17 protein-coding genes are annotated in these 18566 nt (G+C 72.9%); 11 read left to right on the top strand and 6 right to left on the bottom strand.

Annotated features, from left to right (window positions below; translation table 11 throughout):
- The first annotated feature begins 130 nt into the window (after nucleotides 1-130).
- Genes AB0A95_RS03695 through AB0A95_RS03710 form a run of 4 tightly spaced genes read left to right on the top strand, consistent with a single transcriptional unit; the run spans nucleotide 131 to nucleotide 4118 of the window.
- Nucleotides 131-1243 carry a hypothetical protein gene (locus AB0A95_RS03695; protein ID WP_357554012.1) on the top strand — a complete coding sequence of 371 codons (1113 nt, stop codon included), beginning with the start codon at nucleotides 131-133 and terminating at the stop codon, nucleotides 1241-1243.
- A 31-nt stretch (nucleotides 1244-1274) separates the two neighbouring features.
- Nucleotides 1275-2324, top strand: a complete 1050-nt coding sequence (locus tag AB0A95_RS03700) for a nitronate monooxygenase (protein ID WP_357554013.1) — start codon at nucleotides 1275-1277, stop codon at nucleotides 2322-2324.
- A 50-nt stretch (nucleotides 2325-2374) separates the two neighbouring features.
- Nucleotides 2375-3475: an SRPBCC family protein gene (locus AB0A95_RS03705; RefSeq protein ID WP_357554014.1), complete on the top strand. Its 1101-nt coding sequence runs from the start codon at nucleotides 2375-2377 to the stop codon at nucleotides 3473-3475.
- Between the two features lie 13 nt (nucleotides 3476-3488).
- Entirely contained in the window at nucleotides 3489-4118 is a 630-nt protein-coding gene (locus tag AB0A95_RS03710; protein WP_357554015.1) for a hypothetical protein, read from the top strand.
- A 42-nt stretch (nucleotides 4119-4160) separates the two neighbouring features.
- Here AB0A95_RS03710 and AB0A95_RS03715 read toward each other — a convergent pair whose 3' ends face one another.
- Nucleotides 4161-6197, bottom strand: coding sequence for a glycosyl hydrolase family 28-related protein (locus tag AB0A95_RS03715; protein ID WP_357554016.1), 2037 nt, complete (start codon nucleotides 6195-6197; stop codon nucleotides 4161-4163).
- Between the two features lie 219 nt (nucleotides 6198-6416).
- Between AB0A95_RS03715 and AB0A95_RS03720 the strand changes: the two genes are divergently transcribed.
- From AB0A95_RS03720 to AB0A95_RS03730, 3 genes are all read left to right on the top strand, one after another.
- Nucleotides 6417-7520: a PIN domain-containing protein gene (locus tag AB0A95_RS03720; RefSeq protein WP_357554017.1), complete on the top strand. Its 1104-nt coding sequence runs from the start codon at nucleotides 6417-6419 to the stop codon at nucleotides 7518-7520.
- A 256-nt stretch (nucleotides 7521-7776) separates the two neighbouring features.
- Nucleotides 7777-7998 (top strand): hypothetical protein, encoded by a 222-nt coding sequence (locus AB0A95_RS03725; protein WP_030335934.1) that lies wholly within the window; start codon nucleotides 7777-7779, stop codon nucleotides 7996-7998.
- Nucleotides 7999-8256: 258 nt separating this feature from the next.
- On the top strand, nucleotides 8257-8412 hold the full coding sequence (locus AB0A95_RS03730) for a hypothetical protein (RefSeq protein WP_357554018.1): 156 nt from the start codon (nucleotides 8257-8259) through the stop codon (nucleotides 8410-8412).
- 681 nt (nucleotides 8413-9093) lie between these two features.
- Here AB0A95_RS03730 and AB0A95_RS03735 read toward each other — a convergent pair.
- Nucleotides 9094-9621: a DUF1062 domain-containing protein gene (locus tag AB0A95_RS03735; RefSeq protein ID WP_357554019.1), complete on the bottom strand. Its 528-nt coding sequence runs from the start codon at nucleotides 9619-9621 to the stop codon at nucleotides 9094-9096.
- A gap of 354 nt (nucleotides 9622-9975) precedes the next feature.
- Between AB0A95_RS03735 and AB0A95_RS03740 the strand changes: the two genes are divergently transcribed.
- Nucleotides 9976-11250, top strand: coding sequence for an MFS transporter (locus tag AB0A95_RS03740; protein WP_357554020.1), 1275 nt, complete (start codon nucleotides 9976-9978; stop codon nucleotides 11248-11250).
- Between the two features lie 91 nt (nucleotides 11251-11341).
- Here AB0A95_RS03740 and AB0A95_RS03745 read toward each other — a convergent pair whose 3' ends face one another.
- From AB0A95_RS03745 to AB0A95_RS03755, 3 genes are all read right to left on the bottom strand, one after another.
- On the bottom strand, nucleotides 11342-12403 hold the full coding sequence (locus AB0A95_RS03745; RefSeq protein ID WP_357554021.1) for a Gfo/Idh/MocA family oxidoreductase: 1062 nt from the start codon (nucleotides 12401-12403) through the stop codon (nucleotides 11342-11344).
- Nucleotides 12404-12490: 87 nt separating this feature from the next.
- A complete protein-coding gene (locus tag AB0A95_RS03750; RefSeq protein WP_357554022.1) occupies nucleotides 12491-13156 on the bottom strand; it encodes a response regulator transcription factor in 666 nt (221 codons plus the stop codon).
- A complete protein-coding gene (locus AB0A95_RS03755; RefSeq protein ID WP_357554023.1) occupies nucleotides 13144-14433 on the bottom strand; it encodes a histidine kinase in 1290 nt (429 codons plus the stop codon). Before AB0A95_RS03755 ends, AB0A95_RS03750 begins: the two co-directional genes overlap by 13 nt.
- 153 nt (nucleotides 14434-14586) lie before the next feature.
- On the opposite strand from AB0A95_RS03755, the gene AB0A95_RS03760 reads away from it, so the two are divergent.
- The 3 genes from AB0A95_RS03760 to AB0A95_RS03770 are packed head-to-tail and all read left to right on the top strand — an operon-like array spanning nucleotide 14587 to nucleotide 17745.
- Nucleotides 14587-15282: an SDR family oxidoreductase gene (locus tag AB0A95_RS03760; RefSeq protein WP_357554024.1), complete on the top strand. Its 696-nt coding sequence runs from the start codon at nucleotides 14587-14589 to the stop codon at nucleotides 15280-15282.
- Nucleotides 15276-16910 carry an MFS transporter gene (locus tag AB0A95_RS03765; RefSeq protein ID WP_357554025.1) on the top strand — a complete coding sequence of 545 codons (1635 nt, stop codon included), beginning with the start codon at nucleotides 15276-15278 and terminating at the stop codon, nucleotides 16908-16910. Before AB0A95_RS03760 ends, AB0A95_RS03765 begins: the two co-directional genes overlap by 7 nt.
- Nucleotides 16911-16968: 58 nt before the next feature.
- The gene (locus tag AB0A95_RS03770; protein ID WP_357554026.1) at nucleotides 16969-17745 is read left to right on the top strand and encodes a TetR/AcrR family transcriptional regulator; all 777 of its coding nucleotides are present in this window, start codon (nucleotides 16969-16971) and stop codon (nucleotides 17743-17745) included.
- Here the strand turns inward: AB0A95_RS03770 and AB0A95_RS03775 are convergent.
- Nucleotides 17729-18562 (bottom strand): helix-turn-helix domain-containing protein, encoded by an 834-nt coding sequence (locus AB0A95_RS03775; RefSeq protein ID WP_357554027.1) that lies wholly within the window; start codon nucleotides 18560-18562, stop codon nucleotides 17729-17731. The genes AB0A95_RS03770 and AB0A95_RS03775 overlap by 17 nt on opposite strands.
- Nucleotides 18563-18566 lie beyond the last annotated feature (4 nt).

Consider the following 18566-nt stretch of genomic DNA (forward strand, 5'->3'; position numbering starts at 1 on the left):
CGCGGGTACGCGCGGGGTGAGCGCACGTCGACGACGCGTACGACTACCTACCCGCGCCGACCACGCCGGTGGCCGGGATCGGCCAGGATGGGCAGGTGGCCGGTCCCGGCCGCGACGAGGAGGGTGGGCGATGCGGGTACGCGGGCGGTTGACCTGGGGGCGGCGTGCCCGCGCGGGTACGGCGCTGGCGGCGCTGCTCGCCGGGGTGGTGACGCCGGCCGTCGTGCTGACACCGCCCGCGGCGGCGGGGGCGGCGGCAGCGGGGACGCCGGTGTGCCAGGTGCGCGACAACCGGCTGCGGGAGCTCTCCGGCATGGTCGCCACCGACGACGGGTACGTGGTGATCAACGACGGTGCCGACGACGAGGCCCGCCGCCGGATCTTCTTCCTCGACAAGCGCTGCGCGGTGCTCCGGGCGGTGGCCTATCCGTCCCGCCCCCGCGACACCGAGGACCTGGCCATCGGCCGCGACGGCACCGTCTGGGTCGCCGACATCGGCGACAACGACCACTCCCGGGCCACGATCGCCCTCTGGCGGCTCGCTCCCGGAGCGGACGAGCCGGTGCTGCACCGGATGACGTACCCGGACCGCCCGCACGACGCGGAGGCGTTGCTGCTCGACGCGTCCGATCGGCCGGTGGTCGTCACGAAGGGCGGCAGCGGCACCGTCTTCCTGTACGCCCCGACCGCCGCGCTGACACCGGGGGCGACGACGCCGCTGGCCTCTGTCGGCCAGGTGACCCTGCCGACGACAGGCACCAGCAACCCGTTCTCGTTCCTCGGGCGCGGCGTGATCACCGGCGCGGCGAGCGCACCGGACAGGCGTCGGGTGGCGCTGCGCAGTTACGCCGACGCGTTCGAGTACGACGTGCCCGACGGCGACGTGGTCCGCGCGCTGACCGCCGGCACCCCGCGGATCACCCCGTTGCCGGACGAGCCCCAGGGCGAGTCGATCACCTACAGCCGCGACGGCCGGTCGTTGCTCACCGTCTCCGAGTCCGCCGACCAGCCACCCGGCACCCGCCCGACGATCCTGCGTTACCCGGCCACCGACGGACCGTCCGCCGCCGCGGGCCCGACCGGGTCCGTCGCGCCGGAGTTGCCCACCCAGGTCCGACCGATCGCCGAGGACACCATCGGCCCGAGCGGTAGGACCTGGCTGCTGGCGGCCGGCGCCGGAACACTGCTGGCACTGCTCGCGGTGGCCGGTGTGCTGCGGTGGCGGCACACGGCGCGCCGCTGAGCGCACGCCAGCGGTGCGGCAGGATGGTGGGATGTCCGTGCTGTCCACGTTGCGTCACCCGATCGTCGCGGCCCCGATGGCGGGTGGCCCGTCCACACCAGCGCTGGTGGCGGCCGTCTCCGCCGCCGGCGGGCTGGGCTTCCTGGCCGCCGGGATGATCGACACCGAACGGTTGACCGCCGACATCGCGGAGGTTCGCGCGCGCACCGACCGGCCGTTCGGCGTCAACGTCTTCCTGCCCGACCCCGGCGGCGTCGACGAGGCCGCCATCCGGGCGTACGCCGAACGGCTGGCCCCGCGGGCTGCCGCGCGCGGGGTGCGCCTGGGTGAGCCGGTCGGCGGCGACGACGCGTACCCGGAGAAGGTGGCCGCCCTGCTCGCGGACCCGGTCGGAGTCGTGTCCTTCGTGTTCGGGCTGCCCGAGCGGGCGGTGGTGGCCGCCCTGCGCGAGCGGGGCACCGAGGTGTGGGCCACCGTCACCCGCCCGGACGCCGCGTCGGCCGCCGTCGACCTGGGCGTGGACGCGGTGGTGGTGCAGGGCACCGAGGCCGGCGGGCATCGTGGGGGTCTGCCGGACGACGACGACTACGCGCTGCTGCCCCTGCTCCGGCTGGCCGCCGCCCGCTGCGACCGGCCGCTGGTGGCGGCGGGCGGCATCGTCGACGGTCCCGCACTGGCCGCCGTGCTCGCCGCCGGTGCCGCCGCCGGGCAGCTCGGCACGGCCTTCCTGCGCTGCCCGGAGGCGGGCAGCTCGCCGATGCACCGCGCGGCGGTGGCCGGCACCACGCCGACCGCGCTGACCCGGTCGTACACCGGCAAGCGGGCCCGGGGCGTGGCCAACGACTTCCTCCGCCAACACGACGCGTCGGCACCGGCCGGTTACCCCCAGGTGTTGCACCTGACGCGTCCGCTGCTGGCCGCCGCGCGGCGCGACGGGGACGCGTCGGTCGCGAACCTGTGGGCCGGGCAGGCGCACCCCCTCGCGCGGGACCTGCCGGCGGCCGAGGTGGTCACCGGGGTGAGTGCCGGTGCCCGAGCCGCGCTGGCGGCGGCGGTCGAGCGGTCGACGCGCTGGGGCTGACCGCCTCGGGCGGTCGGGACCGCCGGCCGGGAAACCCGTAGAGTCTCGCCGTGATCGAGATCGGTGCGCAGGTCGACCTGTCCCACCCGCCGGACCGGGTCTGGCGCGCACTGACCGACCGGTCGCTGCTCGGGCGGTGGTTCGCCGAGGCCGACACGGTCGAGGGCGTCGCGGACCGCCTGCTGCTGCACACTGCCGAGTTGCCCGGCTTCGAGGCCAACGTCGAGGTCGAGGTGACCGAGCGGCAGGAGCCGACACTGCTCGTGCTGGCCTGCGACGAGGCCGGCCGGCTCAGCGAGCTGACCTGCGCGGTCACTGTCACCACGCAGGGCTGCCGGTTGGAGGTGCGGGAGGTCACGACGCACGGCGCGTGGTCCGCCGAGCAGCACGACCCCCGCGAGCAGCAGGTGCGCCAGGCGCTCACCGTGCGACTGCCGGCCATCCTCGACTGGCTCGCGTTCCAGCAGGTCGACCTGCGCCGCGGCGACGGCGGGATGACCGCCGAGCTGCCGCTGGTCGGCCCGCGCGACGCGTCCGGCCGCACCCGCCGTCGACGTCGCACACTCGTCGTCGCGGTCGCCGGGGCCGTGCTGGTGGCGGGGACGGCGGCCTGGCTGACGGTGCCGCCGGAGTCGAAGCCCGCCGCCGCACCGGCGCCGACAACCTCACCGTCGCCGTCCGTGACGGCCGGCAAGACCGCCGTCGCACCGACGGCCACCCCCTCGGCGCGACCCGCGCGGACCACCGCGTCGGCCACCACCCGCCCGAGCCAGACCCCGTCGGCGACGCCCTCGCGTACGCCCGAGTCCGCCGCGCCGCCCCCGCCGCCCCCGCCGCCGGCGGCCGTGGTGGCCCGGTACGCGACCGAGTCCAGCCGACTGTTCGGCTACACGGGTGAGATCGTGGTCGACAATCCGGGCGGCGCACCGGTGGCGGACTGGGCGGTGGTGGTCACCCTCGGCGAGGGCACCACGCTCGACGACGTCGACGGCGCGAACTGGCGACAGGACGGGCGGGCGATCACCTTCACCGGAGCGGCGGTGGCGGCCGGGGGATCCCAGACGATCAGCTTCGACGTCCGCGACAGCCGGCCGAAGGCCCGGGGGCCGGAGAGCTGCGTGATCGGCGGGCAACCCTGCGCGGGCCTCTGACTAGGCTGCCGTCATGGCACTGCTGCACAAGGCGACCCTGCGCCCCACGAAGCTCGAACTGCTCGCGACCTGGCTCCCCGACCGACCCTGGTACGTCGGACCCGCCGGCGTCGAGGTGGTGAGCCGAGGGGCCTACCGCTTCGACGACCCGGCCGGCGAGGTCGGCATCGAGACGATACTTGTCGGGGCCCCCGACGGCCCGGTCCACCACGTCCCGCTCACCTATCGAGCCGCACCCCTCGACGGTGCGGACACCTGGTTGGTCGGCACCACCGAGCACTCGGTGCTGGGTCGGCGCTGGGTGTACGACGGCTGCGTCGACGAGGCGTACGCCGCCGCGCTCGCCCACGCCATCCGCACCGGCTCCGGCCAGGCGGAGCAGTACTTCGAGGTGGACGGTCGGCGTGAGGTGCGCGAGCCGAGTGTGACGGTCACCGTCAGCGGCGCCGGGAACGCCGACGCCGCACCGGTCGGCGCCGTGCGCCGCGTGGTCGACGAGGACAGCACGCTCATCGTCACCGACTCCGTCGAGTTGGTCGTCGTCCGTCGACCCGGCGCCGCCGACGCCGCCGGAGCTGCCCTGCTCGGTAGCTGGGACGGACAGCCGACGAGCGTGCCGCTGGCGTACGTCCGGACGCGCTGACGGTGCGGTGGGCGGCCCGACTCGTCGAGCCGCCCACCGCGTTCACCACTGGGCCGGAGGCGGGGGCGGCGACACGGGCGGCCGGTCGTCGCAGGTGATGGTGTTGGGCAGCAGCCACGGCGCGAGCCACCCGCCGTCGTTGCCGCCGAGATCGGTCACCGTGAACTCCGAACCGGCCGGGGTGAAGTGGAACGAACCGCAGTTGTTGACAGCCACCGCACCCACGTTGCGGGCGTCCACGTTGGCGAACGAGGCCGACCCGGCCGAGCGGGCACTGACCACCGACGTGCCGGTGCCGTCGACCCGGACGTCCCGCAACCGCACGTCGGAGATCGAGTAGAGGTCCTTCACCGGCCAGTCGCTGACCAGCATGATCGCGTTGTAGGTGCTGTCGAGGTACGCGTCGCCGGTCACCTCGACGGCCGCGTCGATGCTGCGGTCCAGGGCGAAGACCCAGATCGCGCCGAGCCCGATGTTCCAGTTCAGCTCGTACGTGCCGGCGCGGGCGGTGGTGTTGTTGGTGAACCGCAGGTGCCCGGTGAACGGTTGCGCGCCGAAGCGGGAGCCCGCGTGCAGGCCGCTGCCCTCGCGGACCGGGTCGGCGACGAGGTTGTGCGAGACGGTGGTGTCGGTGCCGCCGTAGATGGCGATGCCGTTGGCCAGCGTCGGCGACTGCACTGTGTTGTGGTCGAACGTGTTGCGCGCGTTTGCCGTCTTCTCCGACCACATCGCCAGGCCGTCGTCGCCGGTGTTGCGGACGAAGTTGTGCGCCACCAGGGAGTCGGTGACGCCGGTGTGGAAGTTGAGCGCGTCGGCGATCTGGTCGACGACGATGGTGTCGGTGACCCGGACGTCGCGCATCGGCCCGTCGAACCACAGGCCGGCCTTGGTGTGGTGCAGGTAGAGCCCGTCGATCGTGGAGTCGCTCATCGCCCCACCGATCGCGTTGACCTGGTCGGTGTCGATGCGCTCTCGGACGTCCCCCTCGATGGCGAAGCCGGAGAGGCGCACGTTGCGGCTGCCGCCGTCGGCGGCGTCGCGGCCGTAGAACCCGACTCCGGTGTGCACCGAGCCGTCCGGCGCGGGCGTCGGCAGGGCGACCTCACGACCCTTGATGACAGTGTGCCAGTTGCCGGCGCCCTCGATCGTCACGTCGTCGACGATGATGTGCCGGTTGACCTGGTAGGTGCCCGGCGGGAGGTAGACCTTCAGGTGGGCGCGTCGGGCGAAGGCGATGGCCCGGTCCAGCGCGTCGGCGGAGTCCCGCCGGCCGGTGGGATCGGCGCCGAAGGCGAGCACGTTCGCCGCGAGCAGCCGGACGTGCGGCGGCGCGACCAACTCGGAGTCGAGCAGGTCGATGACGGTCCAGGCGGCGGCGCTGCCGGTCGGCGCGGTCAGGCGGATCGTGTCACCGGCCCGGTAGGTGCGCCCGAGCAGCAGCCGCTGCTCGTCGTAGAAGTGGGTGGGCCGAAACGGCGTGCTGATGACCGGGGCCGGCGTGGTGGCCGCTGGCACGCACTGGCACTCGGTGATCCACCAGTCCGGGTGCAGCAGCCCGGCCGACGGGTCGTTGGAGAACGGGTACTGGTTGTAGAGCCACGAGTACTGCGAGGTCAGCGTCATGGTGCGCAGGTGCTTGCCGTTGACGGCGACCCGCAGCGGCGCGGTGATCCCACCGCCCTGTGGGGCGTCCGGGATGCTGTACCGCACGGTGATCCCGTTGGTCGCGCTGGGTAGGACGAACTCCACGTACTCGCCGGGGGTGAGCCGGACCGCCCGGCGACCGGAGGCCTCCGCGGGCAGCGTGTAGGCGGACCGGTCGGGGCCGATGACCTCGCCGTTGGTGCGCGCGTTCTCCGCCTCCTGCTCGACGAAGTCGACGTCGGCGCCGCGCCCGGCGACAAGCGCCGGGTCGAGCGCGGCGCGGGTGACCACCGGCCGCGCGGCGGCGGGCGCGGATGGGCCGGCGACGGCCACTGTGGGTCCGGCGACCAGCACGGCGAGGCTGGCCGCGAGCGCGACGGCCGCGCCGGTGGGCCGGCCGGGTCGTCCCCGTGCCGGCATGCTGCTGCGAATCATCGGTGACCCTCCTGGGTGGGTGGTGGTGGAGGTCCGCCCGGCGCTTCCCGACGCCCGACATTGATCGTCATGATGCAGCAACGGACATGGCACTGCAAGACCACAATAGAAGCACGAAAATGTACGACTGTCAGGCTGCAAGAAATGGACGATTGGCGAGTTGAGGTGTCGCGCCTCGCCTGCGCCCGCGCCGGCCACGGCCGGCGTACGCTGGGCCGCGTGGATCAAGAAGACCGGATCGCCCTGTTCCTCGACTACGAGAACCTCGCGTTGGGGGCACGCGACCACCGTGGCGGCGCGGACTTCGACTTTCGCCCGATCGCCGACGCGCTCGCCGAACGGGGTCGGGTGGTGGTCCGTCGGGCGTACGCCGACTGGTCCTACTTCGACGAGGACCGCCGGATGCTCACCCGGTCCCATGTCGAGCTGATCGAGATCCCGCAGCGGATGGGTGCCTCCCGCAAGAACGCCGCGGACATCAAGATGGCTGTCGACGCGATCGAGTTGGCGTTCGAACGCGACTACATCTCCACCTTCGTGATCTGTAGCGGCGACAGTGACTTCACCCCGCTGGTGCACAAGCTTCGCGAGTTGAACAAGCGGGTCATCGGCGTCGGGGTCGAGGGGTCGACGTCGGCGCTGCTCCCGCCGGCGTGCGACGAGTTCCTCTACTACGACCGGCTGGAGGGTGTGGACATCCCGCCGACCCGCAGCCGGCGTGGTCGTCCGACCCGGCAGCCCAGCTCCGACCAGCGCCCGCCCGAGACGGAGCTGGAGCGCGAGCCGGAGCCGGAGCCGGAGGTGGGCCGTCGACCCGCCGGCGAGGAGCCCGGCCGGGACGTGGACGCACTCGCCGTCCAGGTCGCCCAGACGGTGGCCGGGTTGCAGGGCAGCGCCAACGGCGAGGTCACCGCCTCCCGGCTCAAGCGCACCCTGCTGCGCAAGGACCCGACGTTCAGCGAGTCCGACTACGGGTTCCGCACCTTCGGGGAACTGCTGCGGCACCTCGCCGAACACAACGTGATCGAGCTGGCCGAGGGGCCCGCGAAGGGTGACCCCGAGGTCTCGCTGCCCGAGCACGGCGACCGGGAGGTGGCGTTCGGTCTGCTCCGTGGCGTGGTGGCGGAGCTGGGCAGCGGCGGCAACCCGGTGGCGCTGTCCGGCTTGAAGAACCAGCTCCGGCGGGCCCGGCCCGACTTCAGCGAGAAGAAGCTCGGCTACCGCAGCTTCCTGCAATTCTGCAAGGCCGCCGCCACCGGTGGAGCTGTCGACCTGCGGTGGAGCCCCGAAGCCGACGACTACCTGCTGACCACCCAGGGCTGAGCGCGGGCCCCGGTGCGCCCGGCGACCCGGCGGGGCTGGGGGTGCGCCGTTCCACCCGCGTTGGCGAACATCCTGGCCGGTGTGTTCGACGGCAGGTGGCCGCCCCCTGATCCGCCGCTCAGGGTGGGGTGGATCCGCCGTTGCGGGCTCTCCCCGTCGACGCATGGACCGAAATGCGCCGGAATTACGGCTATCGCCCTGGTATGTGCCTACCTGCGCCGTACCCTCGACGCAAAAATTGCTATACGGTCGGCGAATGAAGGTCGAGGAGCATTGGTGGAACGGAGACACGACCCCGCGCGGACGCCGGGACGTGTATATCCGTACTGACGGGCAGGGTTGGGAGGTCCGCGCCCAGATCGGTGGGGCGTCGGGTCGTGAGCGGGTGCAGCAGTGCCCAAGCCGGGCCTCGGCGGCCATCCTCGCCGATGCGTGGCGCGGCACCCACCCATCCTGGCGCGAGCTGAAGCAGCGCTGATCCGGCACCGGGCCGGGCCGGCAACGCTCCTGGGCTCCCGCCCGGTGCGCTCCCCGGCCGGCCCGGCGCTCGGCTCACCTCACCTCATCGATGACGTTCAGGTCACGGCCCGTGCGGGTTCCTTGATCAGTAGCCGTCCGGGGCATCGGATGCGACTACCCGTCACCAGGTGATCGAGGAACAGGGCACGCGGCCTGTGTCCTCGCCGTCAGGCCGGGTACACGGAGGTCGGCCGGTCGTGCCCGATGGAGGTCGCCCATGTCGCAGAGCCCGGACGAGGAGAACCCCCGGCTCGATGAGGAGGTCCGGGAAGCCGAACGTCGGCTGGCCCGCATCACCACCTCATCGGACGACGCGCTGACCGACGACGACGCCCGGGTACCGGATGACACCCCGTCCGAGCGGGACGACTAGGGCGTTTCCTGCCGGGCCGTCCCGCCCACCAGCCGATGCGCGCTCGTCGACGTCCGCCCGCGCCCATCGACCGGTACGCGCCGGCGTCCGCGCGCGCCGACCGGCCCGCGTCGGCCCGTGCATGCTGACCGGCCCGCGTCGGCCCGTGCATGCTGACCGGCGCGGCCTGCGCTGGCACAAGATCCGCCCACCGACCCGGCGCTGGCGCGTGCTGCCAACGGAATAAAAGCGGCAGAACCGGCATATCGACCGTGCGCGACTGCCGAAACCAGGCGACCGGAGGTTGATCCACTCGGGTTTGCTGAAAACGCGGCATCCCGGACGCCAGGATGCCGCTATATTCATGAAACCGAGTGGATCATGGCCGAGTGCCGGTCCAGCTCCGCAGAGGGTCGACCTTTCGACTCCGGCTTGCCCGCGCGAATCAGGCAAATCGCCCGCGCCCGCGCCCGCAAGATCGCGCTGGATCCAAAAAGAGGCCCCTCGCTGCGCGGGCGAGGCCACTACAACCAGGATCGAGCACGATCATCCGAGAGCGAGAGCGAGAGCGAGAGCGAGAGCGCAGCTACCGACCGGCGCCCCGTCATCACCGGGGCTCCCGCTGGTCGGCCCGGATGAAGTCATGGGGTGGGCCTGCCCGACGGATCGAGTCGGGCAGGCCCACGGTCGGCGGAGGGGTGCTCAGCGTTTGAGCGTGAAGGCGAAGTCGCCGGAGAGCCTGCCGCTCAACCGGACTGTCGAAACGAGCTTCCCCTCCATGATCAGTCTCTCGACCTCGGCTCGCGACAGACCGAAACCCTCAGCGATCAGTCGCACCGGCCGGACCGGGATCCGCGCCGCGAAGCGGACCGAGACGTCGACCGTCTCCCGGTCCAGGTGATCCGATCCGCCGGTGTCGAGACGCCAGGCACCCTCCCAGTCGAGGGCGATGCGATTGCGGTGCTGCACGAACGGGTTTTGGAGCAACTTGGCAGTCAGGCCAGGATCGTTGTGGTGCAACCGGTCCAGCAGCCCGGGTCGTATGGCGCGCACGGTCACCCGCTCCAGGAGCGTGAGCTTTGCCGTTGCCCCACAGGCGGTACAGAGCACGAGGAGCCAGACGTCGAGGAGCTTGTGGTTGGCGTTGACGCGGAATTTACCGCTTGGCCGGAAGCGCTCGGACGCGCACGCGTGGCAGCGACGGCGAACGAGCGGCAGGCAGGTGGGCACGACGGCCCAGTGTGTGAGCACAGAAGTACACCGATTTCAGTGAGAAGTCCGCAGCAAGAGGGAGCGCGGCGCACAGGCGCGACGCGCGACGCAATCAGCGCTCGGGGGATCTCACAGGGTGTACAACGGCACGTCCTTGCCTAGACGACCTGGTTCCGCAGCACGGTAACGGCGCGAACGGGCGCTCCTCCACCGATTTTCGAACGCCGAGCGCGCCGCGACCCCCCCAGCGCGCCGAGCACCCCGCACGCGCCGAGCCACCTGGTCTTCCCGCGCCGGAAATCGCGTTGATCCGAAGTTGTCGGCTCACTACGGTGCGTACGTCTGGGCGCATGCGCGATGAGCGGAGCTGACGTGACAGGTCCCACCGGCGCCGACGAGCCCACCCGCGGCGGCATGCGTCTGCTGCGACACAACCCGGACTTCCGGGCACTGTGGTCGGCCCGGGTCATCTCGTACGCGGGCGACTCGCTGAGCCTCGTCGCCTTGATGCTGCACGTGGAGGACAGCACCGGTCGGGCGTTCGCGATCGCGTTGCTGCTGCTCGTCGGTGACTTCGCGCCGGCACTGCTCGGCCCGCTCACCGGGGCGCTCAGCGACCGATTCGACCTGCGCCGGGTCATGATCAGTGCGGAGTTGGTCCAGGGTGGTGTGCTGCTGCTGATCGCCGTACTGCTGCCGTCGTTGCCGGTGCTGCTCGCCCTGGTGGCGGTCCGGGCGATCGCCGGGCAGGTGTTCCAGCCCGCCTCCCGGGCGGCGGTGCCGGCCCTGGTGCGCGACCGGGACCTGGAGTCCGCCAACTCCACTGTCGGGTTCGGCACCAACGGTGGCGAGGTGCTCGGTCCGCTGCTCGCGGCGGCGCTGTTCCCGCTGGTGGGCGTACGCGGGGTGCTGCTTGTCGACGCCGTGTCGTTCCTGCTCTCGGCGGTCCTGCTGGCGTCGCTGCCGAGAATGTCGGCGCCCGCCGACGAGGAGGCCGGCCGGAGTTCCCTGCTGCGCGACGCGCGGGTGGGCCTGGGCTACCTCTGGTCGACCCCGGTGGTCCGGGTGGTCGCGCTGGGGTTCTGCGCCGTCGTGGCGTTCAACGGCGTCGACGACGTTGCCCTGGTCCTGCTGGCCACCGAGACCTTCGACGCTGGCGGCTCGACCGTCGGGTTGCTGCTGGGCGCTGTCGGGCTCGGGTTGTTCGTCGGCTACCTGCTGCTGGGTCGGTACGGGGTGCGGGCGTCCACCGCCGGGCTGCTGATCGCGGGTTTCGCCATCAGCAGTGTCGGCAACCTGCTGACCGGGCTGGCCTGGGCGGTCGGCGCTGCCATCGTCATGCAGGCGGTACGCGGGCTGGGCATCGCGGCCATGGACGTCGCCTCCAGCACGTTGCTGCAACGGGTCGTGCCCGAGGCGATGCTCGGCCGGGTCTTCGGCAACCTGTACGGCGCGATCGGAATCGCCGCCGCGCTGTCCTACCTGGGCGGTGCCGTGCTGCTCGACGCCACGTCGGCCCCGACCACGCTGCTGATCGCCGGCGCGGGCGGCACGCTGGCCACCGTCGCCACCGCCTGGGCACTGCGGCGGAGCCTGAGCCGGACGACTCTCCCCGCCGGTGTCGTCGAGCCGGAGCAACGGGCGTAGCCCGCCACGGCACGGCCGGAGCAACGAGCCTGCCCCGCCACGGCACGGCCGGAGCAACGAGCCTGCCCGGCCACGGCACCGCCGGTGTCGGTCAGGCGGTCGGAACCGGCAGCACCGCCCCTTCGGCCGCCGACCGGTGCGCCAACTCGATCAGCTCGACGATGGCGACCGAGTCCCGGGGGTCCACCGGCATCGGCGTGCCGTCGCGCAGGGCAGTCGCCACCTGCGCGTAGAAGTTCTGGTACGCGCCGGGCTCGGTCGGCACCGGCCGCAGGTCACCGTCGACGCCGAGCATGCCGTAGCGCTCCGGCGGGACCTCGCCCCAACCCGGCTGGTCCGGTCGGCCGCCCTCGTGCAGCGCCGCCTCCTGCACGTCGAGGCCGTACGTCGTGTAGCCGGCCCGGTCGCCCAGCACCCGCAGTCGGGGCCCGAGCTGGGCGGTCACCGCGCCCATCCACAGGTGCGAGTGCACCCCGTTGGCGTGGGTCAACGCCACGAAGGCGTCGTCGTCGACAGCCGCGCCCGCGCGGCGGCGGTCCACCTCGGCGTAGACGCGGTCGACAGGGCCGAACAGTTGCACCGCCTGGTCGACGAGGTGGGCGCCGAGGTCGAAGAGGGCACCGCCGGCCTCCTCGGGACCGGCAAGCTCCCGCCAGCCCGGCTTGATGGTCGGGCGAAACCGCTCGAACCGGGACTCGAAACGCAGCACCCGCCCCAACTCGCCCTGCTCCACCAGCCGGCGGGCGGTCAGGAAGTCGCCATCCCAGCGCCGGTTCTGGAAGACCGTCAGCGGCACCCCGCGCTCGGTCGCCTCGCCGATCAGCGCGCGACCCTCCGCGGCGGTCGGGGAGAGCGGCTTGTCGACGACGACCGGCAACCCGGCGGCCAGTGCCGCGCGGGCCATCGGCACGTGCTGCCGGTTCGGCGTCGCCACCACCACCAGGTCCAGGGCGTCCGGCGTACGCCACAGCTCGTCGGCGTCGTCGACCAGGCGGGCGGCCGGGAAGTGCTGCCGGGCCTGCTCGCGCCGCTGCGGATCGCGGGTCACGATCGTGTCGAGCCGCAGCCCCGGGGTCGCGGCGATCAGCGGCGCGTGGAACACCCGACCCGCCAGCCCGTACCCCAGCAGACCGACCCGCAGCGCCTCCGCCATGCCCTACCCCCGTCTCGCCGGCCCGCGCCCTTCGCCGGCGGCGGCACCGCCTGCCGAATCTACGCCCCGATCTCAGCCCGGCGCCGGTCAGCCCACCGGGTCGCTGCGCAGGTAGGTGAGCACCGCGAGCACCCGGCGGTTGGTGTCGTCGCTGGGTGGCAGGTCGAGCTTCAGCAGGATGTTGCCGACGTGCTTGCCGATCGCCGCCTCGGTGACGTGCAGTCGGCCGGCGATCGAGGCGTTCGAGCGGCCCTCGGCCAGCAGCGCCAGCACCTCGCGTTCACGGGCGGAGAGCGCGGCGAGCGGATCACGCGGGCGGTGCAGCAGTTGCCGCACCACGTCCGGGTCGATGGCGGTGCCGCCCGCCGTGACCCGGCGCAGCGTGTCGACGAACTCGGTGACCTCGGCCACCCGGTCCTTGAGCAGGTAGCCGACGCGCTGACCGTCGCCGCTGTCCAGCAGCGCCGCCGCGTACCCGGTCTGCACGTACTGGCTGAGCACCACCACCGGCAGGTGGGGCCGCTCGGCGCGTAACGCGACTGCCGCGCGGAGCCCGTCGTCGCGGCGGCCCGGCGGCATCCGGATGTCGGTAAGCACCAGGTCCGGTGTGTGCTCGCGGGCCGCGGCCAGCAGCTCGGGTGCGGAGCCGACGGCGGCGCACACGGTGAACTCGAAGCGGGTCAGCAACGCGACCAGGCCCTCGCGCAGCAGCACCTCGTCCTCCGCGAGCACCACCCGGGTCAGCGACGGCACGGCAGCTCCACCCGGACCAGGGTAGGCCCGCCGGGCGGGCTGGACAGCAGCAGCCGGCCGTCCACGGCGGCGACCCGGTCGGCCAGACCGGTCAGGCCGGTGCCCCGGGTGGGGTCGGCACCGCCCCGCCCGTTGTCGGACACCTCGACGACGAGGTCCCCGCCGGCCCGGGTGAGGCGCACCTCGGCGTGGGTCGCCCGGGCGTGTCGGGCGACGTTGCCCAGTGCCTCGGACACCACGAAGTAGGCGGTCGTCTCCACGATCTCCGGCAACTCGCCAGGCAGGTCGGCGTGCACGGTGACCGGGATGGTGGCGACGTCGGCCAGTTCGCTTGCGGCACCGGCCAGACCGAGGTCGGTGAGGCTCTGCGGGCGGATGCCGTGCACCAACTGCCGCAACATCACCATCAGGCCCCGCGCCTGGTCGTGGGCCACGGCGAGGGGTCGGGCGGCGGGGGAGTCCTCTGGTACGTCCAACTGGGCGAGGCCCAGCTGGAGGGTGAGGCTTGTCAGTCGTGGTTGTGCGCCGTCGTGCAGGTCCCGTTCGATCCGGCGTCGTTCCGCCTCGTACGCGCCGACCAGCCGGGTGCGCGAACGGGCGACCTCACGCAGCGCCGCCGCGTCGACCGGCCGAGCCAGTGCCCACCGGGTCACCTCCGCCTGGGCGGCGGCGACCAGACCGGCCGCGTAGCAGAGGACCGGCAGGAGCAGCACTGCCACGATGGCGTACGGGATGGCTTCGCCGGTGGACTCGATCGGCTGCCAGACGACGACCGGCTCGGCGTCGCCGGCCAGCCACGGACTGGTGATCATCCCGAGGTCGAGCAGCACCAGCAGCAGGAACACCCAGTACACCACCGGAACCAGTCCGCCCAGGCAGAACAGGTAGGCCACCTCCCGCCAGGCCCCGGCGCTGCGGTAGCGGGCGACCAGACCCGGCCACCGCGGCGCGGGCAGCTGACGGTTGTCCACGAGCCGGAGCCGCCACCGCTCGATGACGGCCACCGGGAAGCTCACGATCGGCGCCAACGCCAGCAGGCTGAGGCTGCTGACCGCCAGGAACAGCAGGAGCGCGACGCCGGGAGGCCGACCGTCCAGCAGCAACCCGTTGGCGGCGGCCAGCAGCGGTGCGCCGATGATGAGCAGCCCGACGGCGAGCAGGCCCGCGATCGGCACGGTGCTGATCAGGTAGACAAGTGCCCGCCAGGGCCAGGCGGAGATCAGCCAGTCGCGGCGACGCAGCGCCTCGGCGAGCCGAGTAGGGGATTTCGGGGTCATGCCGCAGACGCTAATCGGGGACGACCGGGCACCCCAGCCGTCCAGATCCACTTTCCGGGGTAGGTCCAGCACTACCGACCGAACGGGTGTACGGGGTCCGGAAACGGGAAGAACGCGGCGCGCGTGACCTGTCCGGGCGGCGGCTGGAGTGACATGGGTGCCAGAACGTTCGTGGTGGTCGGCGGTACCAGCGGGCTCGGCTTCGCGGTGGCCCGGCAGTTGGTCGACGAGCACCAGGTCGTGGTGTTCGGCGACGAGCCGGCCGAGGTCGCGGCCACGGCCGACGAGCTGGGGTGCGACGGGGCGGTCTGCGACATCTCCGCCTACGAGCAGGTCCGGGCGGGCTTCGCCGAGGTGGTGCGGCGCCACGGCACGATCGACGGGGTGGCGGCCTGCGCCTCGATGTGGGCGGGCGGTGAGCTGGCGGACCTGTCGGTGGAGCACATCCGCCGGGCCGTGGAAGTCAACGTTCTGGGCCTCACGTACCTGCTGCGGGAGGTGGTCGGGCACCTGCACCGGCAGGGCCACGGCAACGTGGTGTACATCGGCGCGCTGGCGCTGGCGGCCCCCCGACCGGGCATCCCGGTCTACCGGGCCACCAAGAGCTACGGCAACAGCCTTGTCGACTCGTTGGCCGAGGCCCAGCACAGCAACCGGATCAAGGTGATGCAGTTGCATCCAGGGCCGATGCCGACGCGGTTGCAGGAACGGGTGGGCGCCGAGTTCCTGGACGAGGTGTACGCCCTGCCGGACCAGGTCGCCGCCGAGGTCGTCCGGCTCCTGCTGCTCGAACCCGACGACCTCTACGTCTCCGGTGAGCGCGTGCTGCGCGCGGACGGGCGGTGGTGACGGCCGCCGGCGGACCCGACGACCGTCCCGCCTCGGCGTGGGCGCCGCTGCGGACGGCGGTCTACCGCAACCTGTGGCTGGCCCTGCTCGTCGCCAACATCGGCACCTGGATGCAGACTGTCGGTGCGCAGTGGCTGCTGATCCACCACTCCAACGCCTCCACCCTTGTCGCGCTGGTCCAGACCGCGAGCCTGCTGCCGGTGCTGCTGTTGGCGTTGCCCGCCGGGGTGTTGGCCGACAACTTCGACCGCCGGCGCCTGCTGATCGCCGTGCAGTTGTTCCTGGTCGCGGTGGCGGTGGCGTTGACGCTGCTCACCCAGACCAACCGGATGCCGCCGGCGCTGCTGCTCACCCTCACCTTCGCGTTCGGGGTCGGGCAGGCGCTCACCCTGCCGGCCTGGGCGGCGGTGATCCCGGAGCTGGTGCCGCCCGACCAGTTACGGTCGGCGTCCGCGCTCGGCTCGATAAGCGTGAACGTGGCCCGGGCGGTCGGGCCGGCGGTGGCCGGCGTGCTGATCGCCCGCACCGGCGTCGCCCCGGTCTTCGGCCTCAACGCCGTCGCGTTCGCCCTCTTCACCTACGCGCTGTGGCGCTGGCGGCCCGGCAACGCCCGCGCGGTCGAGGTGCCCGAGCGGTTCACCGCCGCGTTGCGCGCCGGCAGCCGCTACGTACGCCACTCGCCGACCGTCCGCCGGCTGTTGCGCCGGGCGCTTGTCTTCGTGGTCCCGGCGAGCGCGCTGTGGGCGTTGCTGCCGCTGGTGGCCGCCCGGCGGCTGGGGCTGGGCTCCGGCGGGTACGGGCTGCTGCTGGCCGCCCTCGGCGTTGGTGCCATCGCCGGCGGTGTGCTGCTGGCCGTGATCCGCAGCCGGCTGTCGGCCAACCAGCTCCTGCTGATCGCCGGGGCGCTGTTCACAGTGGCGTTGACGGTGGTCGGCACCGTGCGGGTCGTACCCCTGGTGCTTCTCGCCCTGTTGCCCGCCGGGATGGCCTGGGTGACGGTGCTGGCCAACGTCAACGCCGAGATGCAGCTCTTCCTGCCCAGTTGGGTGCGGGCCCGGGGCCTGGCCGTCTACCAGGTGTGTTTCGCCGGCGGGCAGGCGGCCGGCGCGCTGGCCTGGGGGTTGGTGGCCGAGATGGCCGGGCTGGTCCTCGCCTATCTCGCGGCGGCGGCGCTGATGCTCGTCGGCACCGCGACGAGTCGGATCTGGCCGTTGCCGAACCTGCGGTCGGTGAACCGCGAGCCGGCGGCGTACTGGCCGGAACTGCACCTGGCCCACGAGCCGGACCCGTGGGTGGGGCCGGTGCTGGTCATGGTGCAGTACACAGTTCGGCCGGAGCGGACCCGGTCGTTCCTGGCGGCGATGGACCTGGTGCGCGGGGCACGGCAGCGGACCGGCGCGATGCGCTGGGGGCTGTTCCGGCCGGCCGAGACGACGGACCGGTTCGTCGAGGTGTACCTGGTGCCGTCGTGGGACGAGCACCTGCGCCAGCACGGCGGCCGGTTGACGGGCGAGGACCGCGCGGCCGAGCAGCGGGCCCGGGAGCTGACCGACGCGGAACCGGAGGTACGCCACCTGGTGCCCGCCGCCGCCGGCCCGACGTTGTCCGACGATCGCGAAGAGGTCTGACAGCACGGGCCGGCGGGCGACGTACGCCGTACGCCCACGTTGTTAGGATGGCCGCACCATGGCGAGTGAGCGCAAGGCGACCGCGGACCCGGCCCGCAGCCTGGCCATCCTGTGGCGCACCCGGGAGCCGACCAGCCGCAGCGCCGGGCCGGGCCTCAGCGTCGACCGGATCGTGCGGGCCGCGATCGACGTCGCCGACGCCGAGGGCCTCGACGCGCTGACCATGCGCCGGGTCGGCGAGGCGTTGGGTGTCGGCACGATGTCGGTCTACACCTACGTGCCAGGCAAGGCCGAACTCGTCGCCGTCATGATCGACACCGCGTACGGCGAGATGCCGCGCCCCGCCCTGGAGGGCGACTGGCGGGCCCGGCTGGAGCGGATCGCCCGCGACAACCTCGCGCTCTACCAGCGGCACCCGTGGATGCTCCGGGCCGAGACGACCCGACCCGTGCTCGGCCCGCACCTGCTGGCCAAGTACGACCACGAGTTGGGCGCGGTCGCCGGCCTCGGGCTCACCGACGTGGAGATGGACGCGGTGCTCACGCTCGTCCTCGGGCACGTGAAGAGTTCCGCCCGCGCCGCGTCCGAGGTTGTCGACCTGGAGCGGGAGACCGGCATGACCGAAGGCCAGTGGTGGCAGTCGCACGCGCCCTGGCTGGAGACGTTCCTGACGCCCGGTGCCTACCCGACCGCCTCCCGGGTCGGCACGGCGGCCGGCCAGCAGCACGGTGCCGCCTACGGCCCGGAGTACGCCTTCGAGTTCGGCCTGCAACGCGTGCTCGACGGGATCTCGGTGGTGGTCGCCGAACGTGCCACCGCTAGCCAGCCTGGTTGAGCTGGCGTCCGCCGCGTGTCAGCCGGGCCAGTGCGCGCGCCGACGGGCTGCCCGGCTCGGCGTGGTAGACGACGAGCGACTGGGTCGTGCCGTTGATCGTGAGCTTCTCGTAGCGCAGCTCCACCTCGCCCACCCGGGGATGGTGGAACGTCCGCAGTCCACCGCCCGCGCGGGCGGTGACGTCGTGCCGGGCCCACAACCGCCGGAACCGCTCACTGCCAGTCGCCAGCTCCTCGACCAACTCGGTGAGGCGCGGGTCGTCCACCTCGGCGCCCACCTGCGCGCGTAGGCCGGCCACCGCGTTTGCCGCCACCGCCGTCAGGGCCGGGTAGAGCGCCGGCACGCCCGGGTCCAGGAAGACCGCGCGCAGCAGGTTCACCCCGGCCGTGAAGATCGGTGCCAACGCGGTCGCGGCGGAGTTGGCGAAGAGCACGTCCAGGTGCCGACCGTGGACGAAGGCGGGCGTCTCGGCCCACGAGTCGACAAGCTGCCGGATGCCCACCGGCACCCGCTCCGTCGGCCGTGCCGCACGGCGGGCCGGCACCGGCCGGGCCAGCCGGTGCAGGTGTGCCGTCGCCTCCGCGTCCAGCAGCAGCGCGCGGGCCAGGGCCTCGATGACCTGTGTCGACGGGTGCCGGTCCCGTCCCTGCTCCAACCGCAGGTAGTAGTCGGCGCTGATGCCGGCGAGCAGGGCGGCCTCCTCGCGCCGCAGGCCGGGCACCCGCCGACGGCCGTGCGCGGGCAGCCCGACGTCGCCCGGCCCGATCAGCTCGCGCCGGGCCCGCAGGTACTCGCCGAGCGGACCGGCAGTGCTCACCAGC

The organism is Micromonospora sp. NPDC049230 (assembly GCF_040647875.1).
Lineage (GTDB): Bacteria > Actinomycetota > Actinomycetes > Mycobacteriales > Micromonosporaceae > Micromonospora.